This is a genomic window from Pseudomonas sp. BO3-4 (assembly GCF_034044115.1).
GTDB classification, from domain to species: Bacteria; Pseudomonadota; Gammaproteobacteria; order Pseudomonadales; family Pseudomonadaceae; genus Aquipseudomonas; species Aquipseudomonas alloputida.
In genome coordinates this window covers 5,516,863-5,538,295 of sequence record NZ_CP139018.1, presented here as the reverse complement: position 1 = coordinate 5,538,295, position 21,433 = coordinate 5,516,863, and the positions used below count along the sequence as shown (strand labels likewise).

The window sequence follows — 21,433 nt, the reverse complement described above, 5'->3', positions numbered from 1 at the left end:
GTGCAGGGATGCTTTGCACGGATACAAGAGCGCTTTGCGCTAAGAGAAAGGAGCTTTTTATGCACGACGAAGGCAGTTCAACTATAGCGAATGGCGCAGCCGTCGAGTTGCCGCCTGGTGTGTTTCCACCGATGGCGGGCTACACCATCGGAGATCTTCTGGCGGTAGCCAATGCCCCTTTCGAGGCATTGCTGAATAATCACGATACCGACCCTGGGCTGATTCGTGAAACGGTTACTGCGCTGGCCCAGCACTTGTACGCGGCATTCGAAAGAGAGGACGCCCAGTACCAGATTGCCACGTGGTATCAAAAGCCGTACGACCAGCCTGGGAAGCGCCAGCGCAGTATTGAGACCATCGCAGAGCAGTTCGGCGTCATCACGCTGAAGGCAACGGCTGAATCATTGAAGGGGTCACCGTTGCTCGGCCTGGGCAAGGCGTTCTATATGAGCCTTGTCGATGCCGCCGGGCAGGCCATAAAGACGCATATTCTGAAGTTGAATCAGGGCTGATGATCTGCCGATGTTCACCCTCGTAGTGGCCGTCACTACCACGCCCGCCCCTGACCTCACCGTTGCGCTCGCTGCCCTGGTCGAAACCGATACGCTGCGACCACACCTGCCAGCGCACCATGCGTGATGAGGCGATGACGGGCGGTGTTATGCACCTGCATGCGTAGCTTGGGGGCGGCGGCGATGACCTGGCGTAAACAAGCAGGGATACCCAGGGCGTCCTTGACCGTTTTCAGAAAACTGCAGCCAGTGTCCTGAAGCTCATGGCGTGACGCCTTTCAGCGCATACAGGTTTGCGTGGCGTTACTGCGTGGCACTCGGCTGGGCAATTTTGCCTTGCCTCAGGCCGAGGCCCAGCAAGCAGCTGGGAGCGAGGTAAAGATCATGCGTTGAACCCGGTCGACAGTATCGGGTTTGGCATTGACCAGAATCTAGCGGCGCATTTTTTAGGGACGCGTCGAACCAGGGAGATGGCGAAATGGACAATAACTGGGGTACGGGTAGAGCGGGCGGCGGCCTGGATGGTGGATATACCGGGTCGCTCGATCATGCAATCTCCAACCTGCATGTCGGGCGCAGTCAGGGGCGCCAGCAAGGTCGTAAAGAGGGCTTCGACGAGGGGCGCTCTCAAGGCTATGCGCAAGGCTGGGACGCAGGGGTGGCATGTGCCAACCAGAAACTGGAGCCGCTCAGGGGGTACGTGAGGCAGTACTTCGAGGAGGCGGTGCAGCTTCGGGCTGTTGTGCAGCGCCAGAAAACCATCATCGACCTGATGTACCAGCAATTGTCCCAGGTCGCCGGCGCGGCCAAGCGCGCTGAGGCTAAACCGACGGCTAGCGAGTCCGAAGCATTTGCAGCCTTGCAGAGCAGTAATGAGTTGCTCAAGGCAAGGCTCGAGGTGATGGACATGCATTATGCAGCTGCGCTCGAGCAGTCCAGGCTGAGGCAGCTGCAATACAAGCGCAGCCTGGTGTTCATGCGGGCGGTGCAAGGGCTACTGGAAGAACTGGTTCACGGCGATAACCCCGAAGCGCGGGACATCCGGCAACGCTTTGTGAAGCGTTACCAGGACCAGGTTGCAAGGGATTTGCGTGCAGGCGAAATCCAGGTCGCCCCTGAACTGGATGAGGTGTTCGGCAAGCAGCTGCCGGAAACGCAGCGGTTCATCATGGACATGCTGCAGTCGGCTGCTCCCGAACAGGATGGTGACGAATCTGCCCCGGCGCCATGAATGACATGCGCGACACAAGGCCGCTACAGGGATTGCGCCAGATGTAATTGATCAGCCCTCAGGGGCCAGGGTGCTGGCTGTTTCGCTGGCGGGGCTGTCGGAGGCAGTTGGGGGACTCGTGGCGCCAGCAGCCAGGGCCTCGACAGGCATACAGACCCAGGCCGCGCACACCTGGGCGGGGTATTGCTGCCTCTCGTAGCGCTGGGCGTTGCGGGACGACTTGGCGAAATGGCCAAGAACGCCATGCGCCCTGAGGTCAAGCGGGTCGATCGGGGTAAGCTCGCTTCGCAGCCCGTGTGCCGTCCATTCCCTGCAACGATTGGGTCAACGCAAGGCCATCCACCGCGCGGTTTCGTATCGGGGTAGGCGGGTGGTTCGCGCAAGATGCCCAGTGTAAAAATAAATGAGGTGTTTTCTCATTCTCGTTCGGCATGTAGAGAAGGCCGGATTACAGGCCAGCCCGCCGACCCCCGACACGGAGCGAGAGAATGAGTTTTACCCCGGTTCCACAGCGCCACCCCTTGAGTCGTGCCCTGCATGCTGCACTGTTGGGCCTGGCAGTCAGCACCTACGCACTGCCGTCGCTTGCACAGCCTTTGAGCGCTGATCACAACAGCCCGCTCAAGCAATGGAGCATTCCCGCGGGCCCGCTGGCGCCGGCACTGGACCGCTTTGCGCGCGAGGCGGGTATCAGCCTTTCGTTCGATGCGCAGAACGTGGCCAACCGCAATACCAACGGGGTGCAGGGCGCGCTGGATACAAGGACGGCACTGTCGTCGCTGCTGCGCGGAACCGAGTTGCAGATTGAGCCGCAGGGCCCGAATGCGTATCTGGTAATACCGCAACCAAAGCCTGCCGGCCCGCTGGAACTGGGCGCGACCGAGGACTACCGCCTGGCACCTGTCATCATCAATGCCAAGGTCAAGGCCAGCGCCGACGATGACGCCAACTCGGTGGTTGCCAAGGAGCTGTGGGTTGGCGGCAAGGTAGCGACCAGCATCCTCAACACGCCCGCGTCCGTGTCGGTGGTGACCAACAAGGAAATGCAGCAGCGCAGCGTCAGCACCACCGAAGAGGCGCTGCAGTACACCCCCGGCGTGGTCAGCGACTACTACGGTTCGGACGACCGCAACGACTACTTCCTGATCCGCGGCTTCCAGGCCACCACCTACCGAGACGGCCTGACCCTCAGCTCGATGCGCGGTGTGCGCGAAGACCCTTACGCCTACGAGCGTATCGAAATTCTGCGGGGTGCCAACTCCACCCTGTTCGGCCCGGCAGACCCGGGTGGCTCGGTCAACTTCGTGACCAAGCAACCGCGCTTCGAGAAGTTTGGCCAAGGCTACGTGACCTACGGCTCCTATGACCATGCCGAAACCGGGATTGATGTAGGCGATGCACTGAACGACGAACAAACCCTGGCCGGCCGCTTCACGGCCAAGATGCAGAACAGCGACCGCGAGTACGACCATTCGCAGGACGATAACCGCTTCGTCATGGGCGGCCTGACCTGGGCGCCGACCGACTTCACCTCGGCCACGGTGGTGCTGGATTACCTGAAGACCAACAGCTCGCCGAACAGCGGTGGCTACCCGCTGGACAAGGAATACGACCGCAGCGACTTCTACGGCGAGCCCGGCTACAACTTCCACGATGTCGAGCGCACCAGCCTGAGCGGCAACATTACCCACGACTTCGACAACGGCTTCACCCTGCGCAGCAACCTGCGCTACAGCGAGCTGACCGATGACTTCGGCTATGTCTACCTGAGCGACAGCGCCTCGCGTGTTGGTACCACCATTCCACGCTACGTCTTCGGCACCGACAGCGATGCCGACCAGCTCAATGGCAACTTGATGCTGCAGTACGATGCGCAGTTCGAGCACATCGACAGCAGCACGCTGGTGGGCGTCGAGTACCTCGACTCGACGACCAAACAGAGCTCGGTCTACGGCCTGGCGCCCTCCATCGACATCGCCAACCCGGTATTCACCGGCGTGCCCGGCGGCATCACGCCCTATACCCGCAAAAAGAATGACGCCACCACCAAGGCGGTTTTCCTGCAGCAGAACCTGTCGTTCTTTGACCGCGTCATCGCCACCGCAGGCGTGCGTAACGACTCGATGGACCTGTCGAGCAAGGAATACATCGGTGGCGAGCAGACGGAAAAGGACAACTTCTCCGAAACCTCCTACCGCGCGGCACTGACCTATATCGTCAACGATGAAGTGTCGACCTACGTGAGCATGGTGGAGTCCGTTTCGCCCCCGCAAGTGGGCGTTACCCCGCAGACCGGCAAGCAATACGAAGTGGGCATCAAGTATTCGCCCATGGGCATGGACGCACTCTTCTCCGCCGCTGTTTATGACCTGACCCAAGAGAACGTCACCATTGCCGTGGTGTTGCCAAGCGGCATCATCGAGCAGCAGACGGTGGGCGAGTCACGCGTGCGTGGCCTTGACCTGGAAGCCAAGGCACAAGTCACGCAAGACATCAGCGTGATTGGTGCTTACTCCTACATGGAGTCCGAGGTGCTGCGCGGGTCGCTGTATGACGGCTCTTCCTTGAAGGGCAATGAGTTCACCACGGCGCCCAAACACACCGCATCGCTGTGGAGCTACTACGACATACCGGGCACTGACGTGAGCGTCGGCCTGGGCGCGCGGTATGTGGGGGCGTACTACATGGATGCTGCCAATACCAAGAAGAGCGATGGGACCACGTTGTTTGATGCGGCGCTGAACTACAAGATCGCCAAAGGGACCGACCTGGCGCTGAATGTGAGCAACCTGTTTGACGAGCAGCATGTGGTGGGGTCGGGGACGGCGAATTACTACAACCCGGGGCGGGAGGTGACGGCGAAGGTGAGTTATAGCTGGTAGGGGAAATGTGTACCGGGTGGACGCTGGGCATTCGGCCAGCCTCCACCGTATTCTGATCAGCTAAATAAGGTAGGATAAAGGCTATTTGCCATTATCTGCCTGGCGTGTCCTGGGCATTGATAACGCGGCGCAAGCCATCAACAACTCCCAGGAAGGAATAAATGCGCACACAGGTAATTATTGAGGATCATGTCCTGCCGCAGTTGCTTACTTCGGCGATCGAGGCGTACGAGGTGTCGCACAGGGCGCACGCGCGGGGACGAAGCAACAAGAAGCTCGAAACATTCGGCTTGCTGTGGGGGTATGCCTTACCCGTGCGCAACAACCTTCCTGCCCGCCTGGTTGCGGTGGTCGCCACGGTCGAAACCTCGGCACTCAGGCACTCGGAATGGGTAAAGCCTGATTTCGAATCCATCGCGATGAAGCGCGACTTCTTCGCAGAGTACTGGCCGCAGTTGGAGCTCATCGGCACGTTCCATTCGCACCCCTACGAAGACCTGAGCGAGGTCAACGATGCGAAAGGTTGGCGCGCTTCTGACGCCGATATGGAGTTTTGGCCAGCGTTTCATGAGTTCGTCTGCCCAGACATGGATGAACTGGCGCATCTGGTCATTGCCATTACCGCCCTTGGCCGTAAAGGCTCTGCGGAGCCCCAGCGCCTGCTGGGTAGTGAGTATTCTTCCGGCTATGTGGTCAGTGCAGAAAAGCGCAAGCTTTGGATCAAGGGCTACACCTCGTCGCTCTACGAGGAAATCGATGATGATGCCCCATTCGATGAAGATTTCATGGCCGGAAACATTGAGATGGAACGCTCCTACGATGTGTGGGAAGACGAAGATGTGTTGCTTGAAATCCCCTCGCTGGAAGCACGTTTCAGGCACGAACTGCTGCGCAAATGAGCCCTGATAACCCCAGCAAGCGCTGGAGCAGGTGGTCGTAGCTGAGCGCGTGTGCCGGGCTGAGACTTGCGGCAGCAATTCCCGGCCCCGGCATTCAGCTATTAGTCATTCATCAACCACTGTTTCAATTCCTTGAGGTTGCTCACCACCAGTTGCTGGGCCTCGGGCAGTATCGCCATGTTGCGGTGGTCGATCTGATACCGCTGCAACACATACTTCACCAACGCCCTGCGGCTGGGTACCACCAATTGCCCATCCGTCATGCCGAAGTCGGTTTCGATGATTGCCTTCTGCGCCGCGTTCAACCGCCCATCAGGTTCGAAGATGACGGGCACTTCCACATTCCAGTCTTCATCCTGCTCACGCGTGTTCGGCGATGCGTCGAGCAAGTCCGGCTGCCCGCGTAAGCGGCTCAGCACGAAGTCGCGGTACTGGCCGTTCTTTTCGCAATAAGCCCGCACGTGCCAGCGCATGCCGGTGTACACCAGCGTGTGCGGGGCGATCAGGCGTACCTCGACGTTGGGGGTGTTGAAGGACACGTATTCGGTTTCCAGGCGCAGGCCTTCACGGCAGGCCTTGAGCAAGGGGCGCAGCACCTCTGGCCGAATAGGGCGATCGGGTACTTCCAGCACCCGGGTGTGTGCATAGGCCAGTGCCAGCCCGTCTATGTGAGGGGCACGCTCATTGTTCTGGTACAGCAGGTGCAGATAGGCGCTGGCGCTGTTGTCGATGAACCGTGGCTCGAACTGCTCGCTCGGTACATAGCCCTTGATCTGCTTGTCATACGTCAAGTTTTCGGGCGCATGCTCGGTGATGTAGGTATTGATGTCCTTCGACGCCTGCTGGCGGCTGATGCCAAAGCTCTGCATCAGGTGCCCCGTGGTCAGCCGGCCTTCCCACCAGGCAACGGTCTCGATCAAACGATAGCGAAGTGCCAGGTCCCAGCGTACCTGCTCGATGGATTGCTTGCGTTTCATACCCTCTCCATGTGCGCGATTACTTTACCTGTATAAGTCTACATTCTAGACGTGTAGTTTTTCATTACATACCTTTGGCTCGCCTTCGGAATGCATCGGAGGCATCAAAGGACATGAACATGACGATGCCGGAAGTGATTGCGACGGGGGCCTTGGTGGCAATGGGGATCATCCTGCTGGTGCTGATCCAGCAAGGGTTGAAGCTGGGGGAGCTTGGCAAGAAGGTGGAGCACTGCCAGCGGGATTTGCGTTGGTTGCAAATTTGGGAGATGGAGAACCGCGAGCTACGGTCAGCGTTGCGGGCGGAGCGAGAGCATGTTGCGCAGTTGCAGCGCAAGGTGGTCATTTTGCAGGACATGGCTGTGACACAAGTCCGTTAAGGGAGGCTTTTGAATAGGCCGCTGCTTGGGCAGGTGCAGTGCTGAACGCCTACGGAACGGTTCAAAACCGATTTCACATGGCCCGGTGGAGACTTACAATCAAATGATGGCATTATGCCTCATCAGCCATGCGGCTTCTTGAGCGCTAAGGGCTGCTGCAACCCTGCGCGGGGCACGGACCTTTAGCGGCGCAGCCAGTATCGGATCGTGTGAGACCCTGCGCCAGACGCCATGTTGACCGCCTTGATACCCATGCTTCGCTTTTGCGGGCAGTTGGCAAACCATTTTACGAACGGAATCCGGCATGACCACTGAAGTAGTAGAAAGCAGCTCGTCGTTGATGAAGATGGTGGAAGCCATCGCCATTAGTCCCCAAGATGCGCGGGAGCTGGTCGCCCAATACCAGGCGCAGGCGCGCAAGGCCTCGCCGTCTGCCTCGGAGCAGAAAATCGAGGACACGGTGGTCGACAAGATTATCAGCCGCTACTCAAAATTGGCCGCCACCTCTGGTGCTGCCACTGCACTGCCGGGTGTTATCCCGGGTATCGGAACTGCGGTGAGTGCTGTGGGCGGCGGGCTGGCGGACATTTCGGTGTGCATGAAGCTTCAGATTGATATGACGATGTGCCTGGCGGTGGCGATCAACGGGAAGATGTCCAATGAGGACGCCAAGCACATGTCGTACATCATCGCCCTCTATGGTTCGCTGGAGCAGATGGGGACTACGGGAACGACCCGAATCGCCAGCAAAGCCGGGGTGCGGATGGTCAAGAAGTACCTCACGGGTCCGGTTTTGCAAGTGATCAAGGATTTGTTCAAGAAGATCGGGATTACGTTCACCCAGAAGGCTGCCGCTAAAGTGATTCCTTTTGGGATTGGGGTTGTAGTGGGCGGCACGGCGAATTATGCGCTGACGAAGTATGTGGGGAAGACTGCTCGGGATACGTTTCGGCTGAGCCTTAAAGAAGAGGGCGTTATGGAGTGAGGGTTGGGGTTTGGGTGAACGGTTAGAGGCGGGGTTGTCGGAGGGTGCTGGTTAAAGGCTGGGGTGTCGGCTTGTGTTGAATTTTTTTTTGGTGTCTAGCGCCGGGGTAATCTGAACAGATTGTTTAATATATTGATTTTAATAAATAATATCGGTTGATTTTTTTCGTTGGAATGCCATTTGGAATGCCGATAGGATTTGCTTGGCGCCTTGGGCGTCCTGATGTGGTGCTATTAGTCGCTGCTGATCGAAAACTGATCCAGGTGGTACGAGCTGATCCACCCGCAGTACAGCGGCCTTACCGTCGTCGAAGTCTTGGAACTGGAGCGCGTCGGAATGATGCCGATGCCAACGCCTTTCGACAGCTATGTAGAGGGCACGGTTCGTGTTTCCAGCACATCCCTGATCAACTTGGCTCGCAATCGCTATTCAGTACCCTGCGATTGTGCTGGAAAGTGGGTCAGCAGTTGGCTCTATCCCCCTCGGATCGTCGTTATTGCCGATGATGGTGTGATTGTCAGCCATGAGCGACTGTTTGATCGAGATCAGGTCAGCTACGACTGGTCTCCGAGCGGGTCGCTCAGTCGTCAGGCGCCCGCTGCGTTTTGCAGCAGGCGCTTGAAGCCAGTCAGTTCAATCTCTTGAATTCTGCGTCGATGGCTTCGGCCTCAACGCGCCAGGCTTGGAAGCGCTGTTGACGTAAACGGCTTTCATCCACATTGGTCTGCAGCTCTTGTCGACGTGTGTTGAGCAGCAAGTAGTCGGGGAAGAACTGCTCTTTGAAGCGTTCGGAGTTGACCAGGTCAAGGAAGTCCTGACGCTGCTTCTCGAAATTACTGACTATTTCAACGACAGTCTTCTTGAACGCTTCTTCGCGTTTGTATTGTTCCCAGCTATCCCAGGCTTCAAGCGCTACCCCGATAAAGGCCAGTGCTCCGTTTGCTCCTTTGGCAAACTTCACGGCGCCCCATGGCTTGAACTTCAGGTACTTGCCGATATCCATGCCCACCGTCTTGGCAATCGTCGTCAGGCCATCGCGCGCGGCCAGTACCGTGGTGTTGTTTATCAAGTTGCCTTTGAGCACATGGTTGATGCCTTGTTTGCCCAGCGCCTTGACGGTGGTATTGAAGTGGTTGACCTCACTGTCGAAGCCAACCTGCATTTTCTCGACCTCAAGCGTGATCGACTGGGTTTGACGGCTGAACTCGTTCTGCAGGCGAGTGGACACGATAATGCCTTCTGCGCCAATTTCTCGCTCGAAAAAGTCACCGAAGGTTTCCAGGCTGGAACCCTTGGCTTGAAGGATCAGGTCAGAGAAGTAGCGTGTGGCAAAGTTGCGTAGGTTGATGCGTGCATCTTCGATTTGCTGCCCAGTCACTGCCAGCTGTTTGACCAGACGCGTGTTGAGCTCGTCAAGCCGGCCAACCTCCTGTGCAACCTTCTCATCGTTCTCGATGGCAACAGGCAGTTGGTTGTTGAGCACGTCACGGATCACGCTGGCGCGCATTTCGTTGGCCAGCGCGACGCTGCCTCCGTTCTGCTGGATCTTGCCTGTGGTAGCCGTCTGCAAGGTTTCGATATGCGACAACTCTTTGAATTGCTCGAGGTTGGCCAGCCAGTGTTCGACACCCAGGTCGAAGGGGTTGGCGGCGACGGCGACGATGGACAGCTCGGTCGCCTCCTTGTCAGTCAGTCCGATCTGTTCACGAAGTCGACCTACCACGTTGTCGCGTTTGACCTGCAGGTTGGACTGGTAGTCCTGCTCGTCCTCTACATCGGCCACCTCATCGAAGCGGCTGAGGACGAACACTGTGCGGGGCAGTAGGCCCAGAGTGCGGAACAACCAGGTCAGGTCATCCTTGTGGCTTTCCTTGATAGGGTTGGTCGAGTTCATCACGTAAAGCACCAGGTGCGATTCGCTCACGTACTTCTTGGTAATGTCCTTGTACTTTTCGAGGCTGTGCGTTTCGGCATTTTCCTGCTCCTTGAAGCCGAACAACCCAGGGGTGTCGATCAGCACGAAGTCTTCGCCGACCTCGTAGACTTTCACCTCATTGGAGGACTCCTGATGGCTAATCTTCATGCTGGTCTTATCCAGCTTCTCCATCCAGGCCGCCGCGATAGAGGTCTTGCCTTCGGAAAAGCCTCCAATCAGAGCGACCTTGAGTTTTTCACCAGACATACCACTGATGACATTCTGCAGCTTGCCGATCAACGCAGGATCAATCGGTATTCCGGCCTGTGCGCCTTGCCCGAGAAACTCTTGCAGCCTGTCGAGCAATGTCAGTGCGCTCGCCTGTTGGGCCTTGAACGTCTTGAGGGTGTTTTCCATTACAGGTTTCCTGCGATTTCGATTTGGCGGGAGAGGATTTTCAGGCGGTTGGTCGAGCGAGTCAGCGTGTTCACCTGGTTTGCAGCCTGTTTGGCAGGTGCTTCCAGTGCGTGGTCGAGTTGCTCGATCGTTTCCTGCATATCGTTTAGGGCAGCGTCCAGGCTTGCGTGTAGTGTTTCGCGCAGTTGCTCGGTAGCGCTGCGCAGATTCTTATCAAGGGCCAGACGTTGTTGGGACTTTTTGTAGTCCGAGCTGAGCGCGCTAAAAATGGCTTTACCGACCGAGACGAGTGCGGCAACTACCGAGGCGCCGACGAACCAGAGACTGGCCCCGCCAGTAAATGGTGCCGCAGCGATCCCCGCAAGACTGGCCAGTAGCCCGATCACGTTGATGCCGTTATCGATTTTTATGTTGAGGTTGAAATGCTCGTTGAAGCGCATGCTGCCCAGCTTTGCATAGCTTGCAGTCAGTTCCTGAGCATGTTTTTCGAAGCGTTTGAGAATATCTTCGGCCGCCTTCTGGAATTTGCCGACTTCTGCGTTCACAGCCACCGGTAGCTGCTTGCCCAGCAGTTTTTGCTGGGTTTCAAGCTCCTCGGCCAAGGTGCTTTTGAACGCGTCGTTGCTGATATCTGCTTCGATTTGTTTGTAGACACTGTTGCGCACGGTGCTGGCGAAGTCATCGATCAAAGTCTCGCCGCAGGCTTCCAGCCGTTTTTTCAGCGCTTGGTAGCTACTGCTCAGCTGACTTTTGGCACTTTGCTCTTCTTGAGAGAGCTTTCTCGACAGGGCGCTCAGGGTTTGTTGCACGCCTGAAAGTGTCGTGGTGGTCTGGTTGAGCGCATCATTGGCCTTGTTGAAGTTGGCCCGGACGATCTTGGCTTTGCCGTTGAGGATCAACCGGTCACCCAGCAACTGCAGGAAGGCACGCAGGCGGGACTTTTCCAGCAACTCGTCGGCGCCGAAGTCCTCAAGCGCTTTGATGCGACGTTTGGCATTCTGCGAGCCTGGCGCAAGATGGTCGGTGGAGGCGAGGAATGCCGGCAGCGCGCTTAGTGGAAACACCTCCTGATAGTGTTTGCCAAGCTGCTCGCCCATCTTCTCGTTCAGCCCAGCAAGGCTGATGCTTTCGTCATCGGAAACCAGCGGTCTGTTGCCCAAAGAATGCCTGGGGCTGGTGATCTTCTTGTTGAAAATGGCCCAGACTTCGGTTTGCGCCCCCAGGTGCTGCTTGATCTTCTCCAGTGTGCCTTGGTGTTGCCCATCGCCCGTTTGAGGCGGTGCTGGCTGGTTAGTGACATAGAACACTGCATGAGCCGTCTGCACTGCACGTTCTATCTGCTCGAGTACCAGGCCTTCCTTGCCCTCGATACCTGGTACATCCAGCAGTGCGAATGGCTGGCCGTCTAGCTCGAACTCGTAGCGCTGTGTCTCTCGGGTATAGTCGGCACGGCCGTCACCGATGATTTCACCATCGGCATGCAGCTGTAGCTGTCCAACCAGGTCTGCCAGCTGGCTCTCACTTTCCAGGCGCTGCTGAACGAGCGTCTGTTGCTGTTGGGCTGCCTGTGCCTGTTGGGCGGCAAGTGCCGCACTGGCGTCGTCGCGCGCCACAGTTACCGAATCCAGTTGCCACTCTAGCGCAAGGCGTTCTTGGCGGGTCTTCTGTTGTTCGGCGTTTAGGATAGCTGCGGCGTTGTCGCGTGCCTGAGTGGTCTCGGCCAGTGAGGCGGTGACCTTGTTCAGCTCGATTTCTTCGGGCATCTTCCTGAACAGACTCAAGAGCTTCTGCCAGAGAGAGGCGGTGCTTTTGCGTGTGGCGAGAAGCGCATGCAGCCTGGTAACGGCCGCGAGGGCATCCTTATGCGCCTGCTCGTGTTGTTCGAACTCCGTCCCAAGTTGTTGATGCAATTCGCTGGATCGGGCATCAGCTTGGTCGAGTGCGCTCTGGGCTTCACTGAAGGGTTGTTCGAACTGCCGCATTGTGGCACTCAGTTGCTGCGTCAGTTCGTCAAGTTGCGCTTCGGTTTGCTTGATGTCCTGTTGCAGCTGGTGCAGTTTTTCTTCGGTCATCCCATACTGCTCGCGCAACTTGCGGAATGCTTGCTGGCTGGCCCGCTTGCCGGGCTCTTGTAGCAGAATGCGCAAGGTTTCGATCAGGGTCGACTTGCCCGCGCCGGTCTCTCCGTAGAATGCAATGGTGAATGTGTTCCACTCGGCGTTCTTCTCAAGTTCGGCGAGCCGCTCGTAAAGGGCTGTGCGATGTTCGTTGAGGCGCTGGAGCGCCTCTTCTCGGGCCTGGTTCAAGGCCTCGTCTTCCGAAGGGTGTCGCAGTTCAGCAATGATCAGTGCCAGTTCATCATTGATTTGCTGGTAAACGTCACGTGGGCTGTTCAGTTCGAGTTTCATCGTGTTTGCTTTGGCGGGTTGTTTGGGCGCGCGGGTTGGCTTTTTTTCTGGAGCGGATGATTGAGTGGGCTCTGGGGAGGGCGGTAAGCACGCTTTGAAGCGTGATTTGGTCAGTACTTCGGGCAGCCGCTCCCAGTAATCGGTGTGGCCGAAGTCATTCATCTCGATGCTCTCGAAGTGCTCGGCTTCGTTACGCCCTAGGCAAGATTCACCCACGTTCAGCAGCAGGGTCTTGTCTGCCTTCGAATAGGCATTGATCAATCGGCCCTGAAGTGCGCCGCGCATTTTGCGTGCCTCGATAGCGGTGACCTCGACGGCTGCCGCCATCAGCAGTACATCGTTGATGATCAACTGTTGCCTGCTCGAAAAACTTTTCAGACTGCTGATGACCAGTCGGCCGCCGAGCGAGTGGCCGATCAGGTTGATGGTCTTGATCTGTGGATGGTGGCTGTTCAGGTAGTCCTGAAGTTGGTCGAGTAATACCGTACCCATGCTTTCCGCGCGTGCGCGAGCCTGAGTGAAGTTACCCAACCGGTCTCGGGCGAGAGTGCCCACAAGTCCTAGAGAACCCATGGGCGCGCCGATGAACGTGGCTCCGGCACCTAGACCAGCTGAACCAATTTTCCAGAGCGAAGATTTGTCGAACCGGAAGATATGATTCGAAGGCCAGAACGCGAAAATGTTGGTGTAGTGCTTTAGCTGCTCGGGGATCTTGTCGAGAAGAAGCTGCTTGTCCTCATCGCTATGCCCGGCGCTGTAGCCGTGGATGAAGATGTTAGCTTCTGTGGCGCTGGAGCCGGCGGGCAGTGCACTCTGGAAACGGAATGGTTGAGGCATGAAGGCTTCCTATCTACGGCCATGCTGCTTTTCGAGCAGCATTTGTGGAGAGCGGTAGTACGGGATGGCTGGAGTCAGGTGCGGCAGGGGCAGGTGCTTGGGAGGGGGTTCCCTAGGGATGAGCATCGCTACTTCCTTGTTGTCTTGAGCCGGGCGGTGGTTGTTGACCTTATTTCTGTGGCGAATTTACCTTGTTTTAATGGCTGTTTGCCATGGTTACCGGACTTGCCCGGAAGGAGAGAAATGTTGGGGAAGGGAGCCTTAGCGAGGTTGTTGCATGCACTTCGGGCTGAAGGGGGGACGACTGGGTAGGGTAAGTCGAGCGCCGGGGTTAATCTGAACAGATAGAGTAAGCTAGTGATTTTACAAGTACTGAATAGGTAGTTTTTGGGGATGCCATTTGGAATACCGATAGGATTTGCTTGGTACCCTGGGGCGTCTTGATGTGGTGCTTTTGCTATATCGTTCCTTTACCACTTACCTGGAGATCGGCCTGGCTGATGCGCGCAGTGAGCGGGGTTTGATCTGGATCCTGTCGAATGACGTCTTCCGGCGGTCGAGTTGCTACGTGAGCTGCCCACCTGTATGTAGGGCGTCGGCTGCTATTTCCTAACTATCGCAAGCCGAACGAGTGCATGACAGCAACGACATTGAGTCGAACACCCGAAGGCATTGAATGGTAAGGACCACATCGGCTTTTCAGCCCATGGCATTCGCGTCAGCGCCTGGACCATGCTCAACTAGATGGGATCTCGCTCGGACGTGATCGAGGGTGAATTGGCGCATGCCGAGAGAAGCAAAAAATCCGGACAAGTTATAATCAGGCTGGATATCTCGCCGAGTTTCGTCAGGTGATGCAGTCTTAGGCTTACATGGCCGACGCTATGGTCATGAATGATAAAGCGTGATTGATGTCTTCGTTTTTGGTTGTATAAGGATGTCCTTGGTGGTTGATCACTCATTTTCTAGCAGGAAATTGGCTTTCGCTCGACTGTAATGAGCTAGTCATGCGATTAGTATGACCTTTCTTGACGCTTACGAATATATGCGATGGGTCAGTCGTCACCCTGAAGGCACCCACCTTGCGAGGCATAAAGAATTTGTATTTTCTATTAGCTGCTACCTCGGAATGTTTCTGTCGGTCCGAACGCTCAGGTGTTGGGGGTATCTTGACTGAAATGGCCAATCAATGAAGAGCAGGCTCGGAAAACTTTGATCGAGGTTTAGCTTTTAAGTGTTTTCTTGTCGTCTATATGAAGATAGACCTTGAGGGTTTTGAAATTACTAAAAAAATGGATCTGACTAGTGCTGCTAAACTGGCGGAGCTTCCTTCAAGACTACCTAAAGTGATAGCGCAGCATCTCCCGTAATAGACTTGACGGAATACTTCTGAGAACTTGGTTATGGCAGGGGTGCTTTCCCAGTATGGGTGTGATTTGGTACCAGTGGTCAGGCTAGGGAAGTCCGTAAGAAGGTGGTGGATGATATGCTAAAGATTGGTCTTGGTGCTTCTCCAAGTCGTATCTTCAGAAGTAGGAAGCATCGGGCTGGCAAGTGAATTTTATTGAAAATTACCGGTGTAATTACAGTGCTGTGCCGAAATAAAAAACGATCACAGGATAACTATAAAACGGATATAAAATGCTGAGCGCAGGGCGCGCCTATCGTCCTGGTTATTGATGATCTTTCGGTTGCAAAACTGGTCGGGTGATTTCTATGATCTCTTCATTGCTCCTGCTCCTGCTCAAGGTAATGGGTTATTGGTTGTATCTGTCTTTCGTGTGTTCGTATGGCGTCTCTTTTGATGATTGTATTTGATTTCAAGAGTGTTGATTTTTTCTTTCTGAAAAGTTTTTCGATCTGGTCCTTTTGTGGGGTTGGGAGACTTTCTGGGGAAGGGGTTAGTGTTTCAATTTGAAGCGTTAATTTGCAGCTTTCGGTTAGGGCTTCGCTTAGTTTTTCAGTGAGAGTGACAGCTGCTACTTGATAACTGTCGAGTTGTTTGCGGTGGGACTTGTTTAATTCGTTGAGTTGGTCGCGGTATTGGCTTTTTACTTCAAGTCCATTTTTAATTAACCATTCCAGTGTTTCAGTTATGTTGCTGCGTCTTGATTTGGCTAAATTTTCCAGGCATTTTTTTGCTGAAGTCGAAAGTATGAAGTTGCTGGGCTTTTTCCCATTTAGGCTTTCTCTCAGTTTCTTTTGGCGCCAGGCGCCTTTCATTTTTCTTAAAAGCTCTCGTATTTCACTGCTTTCAGGCCATTTCTCAGATTCCCTTATAAGCCCGTCGTAGGTGGTTTGCTCGGGAATATTTGCTCTGTGGTTGTTTAGGTATCGGATGGCCCACTTCAGCATGTTTGGGTTGTCTTTTTCTATCCATCCAAGTCTGTTTTGTGCTTTTTTCAATGAATCCCTCGCTAATGCGTTTATTAGAACTAAAGGTTATATAGAATGATTTTTAATGTTGCGTTACGGAGTGACGTTACGTAGTAGCGTAGTCTATTTTTTATGCTCTTGAAACAGGGTGTTATTCTGCGATTTAATAGCTGCCTTCCTGAAAAGGTGAGGGTGGGTGATGCACTGCGTTCTGTTGGGGATGGAATTGGCTGGGATCAGCCCTGAGACGAAGCTTGTCCTTGTAAGGTTCGTGCAGCTGTACGGGCTGTGGGAGTCGATCACAATCGGGGTTAAGGAGTTAGCCAAGGCCTCAGGTGCTACGGATCGTGTGGTAACTAGCGCTCTGTCTGAATTGGTGGCCGAAGATCTTTTGATACGCACACCTATCGTCTGCGGGCGGGGACGCCCCAAGAGTGGGTATCGGGCGTCAAGTAAGTTGTCTAGGTTGTTAGAAGACGAAAACAAAAAGCTCCATGTGATAAATAGACCGAGAATTGACCACGTACTGAACCCTTCTGCGGAAAATTGTAAGGGTGGCTTGAGTGTTTGTAATCGGTTGCTACTGTCCACTCTGCTTCTATACGCCGATCAATTTGGGATTGTACGGGGAATCGGAGTATCCAGGCTGTCCCAGGCTACTGGTCTGAATCGAGATCGAATAAAGGCCCAGGTGCACAAGCTGATCGCTCTGAGGGTCATGAGAGGGGTGATTCCGGGTGTTGCAACATCTGTTGTATTGGGCGTTTCAAAGTCAGTTTACTTTATTAATTTTCATCATGGGTTTTTTCAAAAAGGTAGTTCGGGAGCGATCGTGCTAACTTTCGTCTCGAAATCCAGTGGGGATTCGGGGGAGATGAGTGAGGTTGCAGCCATCATTGGCTCTGCGGGGCTTGGCAAAGGGCTGGAATTCGAGAGGCATAAAAAGTTTTCTGGAATACTGCCTGATAGCGATAGATTTAATGCGCTGGCGGGGTTGTTTTCTTCTTTAGCCAAGGATAGAAGCTCGTCGAGGGCGCTTCAGGTTAGATTGGAGGAGTACGCGTCAGGGCTACTGTCCAAGCATTGGAAAGCCTTGGAACTAGGTCAGTTTAATTCTGATGATGAATTGCAACTGCGAATCAAGAAAGATTTCAGTAAAGGAACGGGCACAGGGCGAGATTTCAAGGATGATGTCCTTCGAAGCGAGCTGTTTTTTGAGTTCGTTTATGTAGTCGCTGTTTTGATGGCTCGGCGTGTGCAGAGTTTGGTTTTAAGTGCTAAGGGTTTTGCGTACGAAATTGCCGGGTTGCAGATCCTGCCGAGTTTTGAGCCCGGTACATACTTTGGGCGGTTTGCTGTTGGCCGGTCTCTGTTGATTGTTCCTGGTAATAGTTTTCGAGCAGGAGAGTGCTATGTCATGAATGAGAGCAATCTTGGCGAGCCTACGTGTGAGAGGTTTTCAAGTGAGGAGGAGATGCCTGAGATTGACCGTTATCGTTTTGGCCTTCTTTTTCAGGTTCATACTCCCACGCGCTATCGGTATCGGGGGTAAATCGCTCTGTATGCCAGTAATGGTCAGTAACTCTTTACCGGCCTCCTAGATCCTGTGTACGGATTTGAGGAGTTGGTCATGCGCATACTTCGAATGAAAACAGTTATTGAAATTACTGGTCTGGCCCGATCTACGGTGTATAAGTACGTTGCTGAAGGGATATTTCCGAAGCCTATTTCGTTAGGCGGGCGCTCTGTTGGCTGGTTGGAGTCAGAGGTTCATTCCTGGATTCGGTCTAGGCTAGTTGAGCGAAATTAGTAGGTCTTGATGGGCTTGTTCTTGGCAGCTGGTCTGCTTCTTGTTTGCTTTATTTTCTTTCAATGAAAACATCATGTCCGGTTGACTCCCGGACATGATGTTTTTTTGCCGGACCTTTTGGTGGCGTTGTTTTTCTGGCTCTGAACAGGAATGCTTTAACTTTCTCTAGGGTTTATGCTTTTGGAGCTTTCGGTGCGGGTAGTATGCTTTAGTGTTCTAAGCGCTACTGTTTAATAACTCCTGCCTATCACTCATGCAGGGCCTGATATTGAATCATTAGGTTAAGGTCATAGATGTCCCTCTAACGGGTATCTATCATGAATGTCTACTTTATACCTTGCGGTTGGCAGTATGGTTTAGATGATCGATATTGAACTTTGGTATCTGCGTGATGAGCTCGTTGAGGTCTAGCTCAATGGGTTGCGGTGAGCGTGTAAATAACTACCAAGCCGACTGAAGATATGAACTTCAGTAGAGTAGGTAGTAACCATGCGTCGTTTTTCAGAGAACCGTAATCTTCGTTTGTACTCAGCAGATACTTTTCAGGGCCTGCCGATAATGGGTGAAAAAGGCCCTTTTATACTTGGATACCTTGAAGCCCTGAGTCGCACCATCAACCTTGCACTTGATCAGTATCCTAGGGTGATTGCGTTCAGGGTGGACCTGCGTCTTCCGCGTTTTGGGGGTATTCCGGATGATGCGTTGTCAAACCGTGTGATTAGTAGGTTCGTCGAGTCGTTCAAAGCAAAAATTGAGCACAATCGTGAGAAAGCACGTGAGCAGAACAAGTACGCCCATGACTGCAGGGTGCGTTACGTCTGGGCGAGAGAGAGGAGCGAGGCAGGGCGACAGCATTACCACCTGCTGATCCTGCTCAACAGGGACGCCTACTACACAATCGGGCGGTTGCAGCCACAGAGGCCGAACATGATCAGCCGCATGCAGGAGGCTTGGGCCAGTGCGTTGAAGTGCGAGGTTGAGCAAGTGAGGGGCTTGGTACATATCCCGTCTAATGCGGAATACCGAGTAGACCGGGAGGTCCGGCCAGGGAATGTGGATTACTTACCTGATCTGTTTCATCGTGCCAGCTACCTTTGTAAAGCTGCGACGAAGCGTTATGGGGAGGGCGCTCATGGCTTCGGATTCAGCCGAGGATAGAGGGTAAGTAGCTTGTTCCCAGTCCAGCCCTCAGGTCAGTTTGCCTTCCTGAGGGCTTGGAGGGCTTTGTCACTGAGGACAAATTCGAGCCCCTAATTCAAATTCTTGTTGCGTTGACTTCCTACAGGCAAAGCATTCGCGCATATTCAAACGCGTGTGAACGCCTTCCACTCAGTGTAAGCAGCAAGCGGAATCACTTGGTTTGTCACCGGTCATCGTGGGATTGGAATGTGGTCTGCCTAAGCAACAACCGGATAACAAGCATCACCCCATAGCGTTTCCGGGTTATCCAACATCAGCAAAATAATCACAGGCACCAGCTTGCCGAGGAGGTTCGAGCAGTCGCGCAGTTGATCCCGGTTCACACTGCTGTTCCAGGTTGCGCCCCCATGCATTACCTGGTTACGCAATGTATAGATTCGATTGAACAGAACACCGAGTACTGCTGGGGTATTGCGGTTGGCTAACGCTTGCTGCGCTGCTCGTCGACCGCTGGCAAACCGCTCGGTCCACTGTTGCTCGCTGATCTTGCCGTTCTGGTTGTCCCAGAAACTCTGAAATACGTAGGGGTTGTCCAGCAATGCGCGGATACTGCCTGAGAACTCGGACCAGACCAGGTTCTCGATCAGGTTGGCCGTGTCTAGCGCACAGAGTTTGTCCAGGAACGCCTTGAACGTGGACTGCTCGGAAAGTCGGAACTGCTCATCAATGTCCGTGGCATAGGCAGAGTTGAAGGCGATCCACAGAAAGATAAAGCGCCCATCAAGATCATCCGCCTGCTCGGCGCGATTCAGCCAGCTTAATGCGCGATGAACGCGCAAGGTGAGGTTGGGATGGTGGCCTTCACGTTCCTGGCGGTGACGGGCTTTGAGTGCTTGATGGTCCATGAAGTGCCGATCCTTGAAGTCGTGGGCGGTCGGTAAAGAGGTAGCGTGTGCCTGAAAACTTTACAGGTGGCCGGGCCAATCGCCGCTGGCGTTGAAAAGCGTCTATTCAGGGCATTAGAACCTGCTCAATTTGTTTACCTGTATAAACAGACAACGTGGACGTGGCCTGCCATTTTGCTTAGGGTATGGCCATTCGACATTGCCCGCAAGGCGGCCTGCATGAAGCGTGAACAGTTCCTGGCACAACCCGAAGTGGAATCTTTCGTTGCATGGCTGGCAGCCAACTTGCCGGCGCTCACGTTCAAGCTGCGCTTCAAGTCCAGCAAGTTTGTACCTGGCGGTTTGACGGTTGAAGTCCAGGGGATTGAGCGGGTACTTGAGCACTATCGCTGGAAGGCAAGCTGGCACGACTCCAACCAGAGTGTGGTTGAGTCTGAAACCTGGGCTGAAACCCAACGCTCTTTGGGGCAACTGCGTGAGTGGCTGACGAGTGCGGTCAACGCTGGTGATGAGCAACAAGCGCTTCAGGCGTGTTTGCAGATTCTTCGTTGGGGCGGCGTGCGGGGCGCCATTCCGTTCTTGCACCGGTTGGAGGCCAAAGACGAGTTGTCGGGCTACCTGAAAAAGATGGCCGGACTCATGACGCTCGACGGTGACAATGACCTGGATGACCTCGATGCTAGCAGTGTCGAGCGTTTCGATTCTGGCCTGACCAAGATTCACGCCTTGCTCGATTTGTCTGGTTCTCCAATCTATGACAGCCGTGTGGGCGCTGCGATTGCCATGTTGTATTCGCTGTTTCGCCAGCAGTGGGCGGGGCGTGGTAAACCCTTGCTGATGTTCCCGTCCGGCGGCGCGCGAGGCAGCCAGATCCGCAACCCGGGAGCGTTCTTGAACAGCGTGGCGGCGCCGCAGTTTTCGACGATCGACTATGCCGAGTGGGCGCGTTGGCAAGTGCGCTTGGGCTGGATTATTCGAGCGCTGCTCGAGCGTACCAATTGGTTTGCTGGGCAAGGGACTCTCCCCGCGCGTTGCCATGCCTTCGAGGCCAGCCTGTTCATGCTTGGCTATGACCTTCGCTGCTTTGGTCTGGCGCTGGCGTCTAATTCCATAGCGGGTAAGCCAGAAGTCGAGGCGCAGGACTGCGAGCGTGGAGGCAATAATTGGGTGCCCACGGGGCATCCTTTCAGCCAGGTTCTCAAGGATTATCTGGCCTTCCGCTACAGCGGTGCTCTCGATAACAAAGCCTCGTTTGTTGAATGGTTGGTGGCCCAGTCGCGTGACGAGAAGCCGCTCACGCGTACCACTGCACAGGGCTACTGTTTCCCGTTTTCCATTGAAGAGTTCGACTTGTTCGGCCGACCGCTTGCACAGCTTGAGCGCATCGTCGCCGGTGGTGAGGACGGATTGCGTGCGGCCCTGGCTACCGAGGCCCTCGAGCCGTTCACAGTCGGTGATGAGCGCGTCAGTGTCTGCTTGGTGGATGTGTTGATCACGGGCAACGCGTATGCGCGAGCGACGACCGACAAGGATCGTGTCGACTACATCGTGAGTGCCGGCTATGCCGGTACCGAGAACTCTGCAAGGACACTCATGGCCCTGGGGCGTAACGTGGGCAAGCACTTCGGCCTGCTTGATGCGCAGCACTCGCCAACGAGTCTGTTCGAGCAGTTTTACCAGGACTGCTCGCTCGACGCCTGAGCAACACACGCAACATTTGCGCAGCACCATGTGCCCCTTGGCCTTTCACAGGGTGGAA

15 protein-coding genes and 1 pseudogene are annotated in these 21,433 nt (G+C 55.0%); 11 read left to right on the top strand and 5 right to left on the bottom strand.

What is annotated here, in order from left to right; all coding sequences use genetic code 11:
• Positions 1–59: 59 nt before the first annotated feature.
• The 4 genes from REH59_RS25365 to REH59_RS25350 all read left to right on the top strand — a co-directional run bounded on the left by REH59_RS25365 (position 60) and on the right by REH59_RS25350 (position 5,524).
• A complete protein-coding gene (locus REH59_RS25365) occupies positions 60–512 on the top strand; it encodes a hypothetical protein (RefSeq protein ID WP_003249866.1) in 453 nt (150 codons plus the stop codon).
• A 478-nt stretch (positions 513–990) separates the two neighbouring features.
• Complete coding sequence (locus REH59_RS25360; protein ID WP_014859379.1) at positions 991–1,743, top strand: hypothetical protein; 753 nt, start codon at positions 991–993, stop codon at positions 1,741–1,743.
• Positions 1,744–2,231: 488 nt separating this feature from the next.
• Entirely contained in the window at positions 2,232–4,625 is a 2,394-nt protein-coding gene (locus REH59_RS25355; RefSeq protein WP_014859378.1) for a TonB-dependent siderophore receptor, read from the top strand.
• Positions 4,626–4,786: 161 nt separating this feature from the next.
• Positions 4,787–5,524 (top strand): hypothetical protein, encoded by a 738-nt coding sequence (locus tag REH59_RS25350; RefSeq protein WP_003249871.1) that lies wholly within the window; start codon positions 4,787–4,789, stop codon positions 5,522–5,524.
• A 101-nt stretch (positions 5,525–5,625) separates the two neighbouring features.
• Here REH59_RS25350 and REH59_RS25345 read toward each other — a convergent pair whose 3' ends face one another.
• Complete coding sequence (locus REH59_RS25345) at positions 5,626–6,501, bottom strand: WYL domain-containing protein (RefSeq protein ID WP_014859377.1); 876 nt, start codon at positions 6,499–6,501, stop codon at positions 5,626–5,628.
• Positions 6,502–6,620: 119 nt separating this feature from the next.
• Between REH59_RS25345 and REH59_RS25340 the strand changes: the two genes are divergently transcribed.
• The 3 genes and pseudogenes from REH59_RS25340 to REH59_RS25330 all read left to right on the top strand — a co-directional run.
• Positions 6,621–6,881, top strand: coding sequence for a hypothetical protein (locus tag REH59_RS25340; protein ID WP_014859376.1), 261 nt, complete (start codon positions 6,621–6,623; stop codon positions 6,879–6,881).
• 304 nt (positions 6,882–7,185) lie between these two features.
• The gene (locus REH59_RS25335) at positions 7,186–7,866 is read left to right on the top strand and encodes an EcsC family protein (protein ID WP_003249877.1); all 681 of its coding nucleotides are present in this window, start codon (positions 7,186–7,188) and stop codon (positions 7,864–7,866) included.
• Between the two features lie 264 nt (positions 7,867–8,130).
• Positions 8,131–8,469, top strand: a pseudogene (locus tag REH59_RS25330) (Mu transposase domain-containing protein); the annotation flags it as partial.
• A gap of 25 nt (positions 8,470–8,494) precedes the next feature.
• Here REH59_RS25330 and REH59_RS25325 read toward each other — a convergent pair.
• The 3 genes from REH59_RS25325 to REH59_RS25315 form a co-directional block, all read right to left on the bottom strand.
• Positions 8,495–10,198 (bottom strand): LeoA/HP0731 family dynamin-like GTPase, encoded by a 1,704-nt coding sequence (locus tag REH59_RS25325; RefSeq protein WP_060546508.1) that lies wholly within the window; start codon positions 10,196–10,198, stop codon positions 8,495–8,497.
• On the bottom strand, positions 10,198–13,443 hold the full coding sequence (locus REH59_RS25320; RefSeq protein ID WP_034100798.1) for a DUF726 domain-containing protein: 3,246 nt from the start codon (positions 13,441–13,443) through the stop codon (positions 10,198–10,200). The genes REH59_RS25325 and REH59_RS25320 overlap by 1 nt, the downstream gene beginning before the upstream one ends.
• 1,725 nt (positions 13,444–15,168) lie before the next feature.
• Positions 15,169–15,849: a hypothetical protein gene (locus tag REH59_RS25315; RefSeq protein WP_124084221.1), complete on the bottom strand. Its 681-nt coding sequence runs from the start codon at positions 15,847–15,849 to the stop codon at positions 15,169–15,171.
• 661 nt (positions 15,850–16,510) lie between these two features.
• Here REH59_RS25315 and REH59_RS25310 point away from each other — a divergent pair.
• The 3 genes from REH59_RS25310 (at position 16,511) to REH59_RS25300 (ending at position 18,787) form a co-directional block, all read left to right on the top strand.
• The gene (locus tag REH59_RS25310) at positions 16,511–17,371 is read left to right on the top strand and encodes a hypothetical protein (RefSeq protein WP_124084220.1); all 861 of its coding nucleotides are present in this window, start codon (positions 16,511–16,513) and stop codon (positions 17,369–17,371) included.
• Positions 17,372–17,449: 78 nt separating this feature from the next.
• Complete coding sequence (locus REH59_RS25305) at positions 17,450–17,629, top strand: helix-turn-helix transcriptional regulator (protein WP_082431519.1); 180 nt, start codon at positions 17,450–17,452, stop codon at positions 17,627–17,629.
• A 489-nt stretch (positions 17,630–18,118) separates the two neighbouring features.
• A complete protein-coding gene (locus REH59_RS25300; protein WP_060546511.1) occupies positions 18,119–18,787 on the top strand; it encodes an inovirus Gp2 family protein in 669 nt (222 codons plus the stop codon).
• A 239-nt stretch (positions 18,788–19,026) separates the two neighbouring features.
• On the opposite strand, the gene REH59_RS25295 is transcribed toward REH59_RS25300, so the two are convergent.
• On the bottom strand, positions 19,027–19,674 hold the full coding sequence (locus tag REH59_RS25295; protein ID WP_033968774.1) for a HEPN domain-containing protein: 648 nt from the start codon (positions 19,672–19,674) through the stop codon (positions 19,027–19,029).
• 45 nt (positions 19,675–19,719) lie between these two features.
• On the opposite strand from REH59_RS25295, the gene REH59_RS25290 reads away from it, so the two are divergent.
• Entirely contained in the window at positions 19,720–21,375 is a 1,656-nt protein-coding gene (locus REH59_RS25290; RefSeq protein ID WP_227493133.1) for a hypothetical protein, read from the top strand.
• The last annotated feature ends 58 nt before the right edge of the window (positions 21,376–21,433 follow it).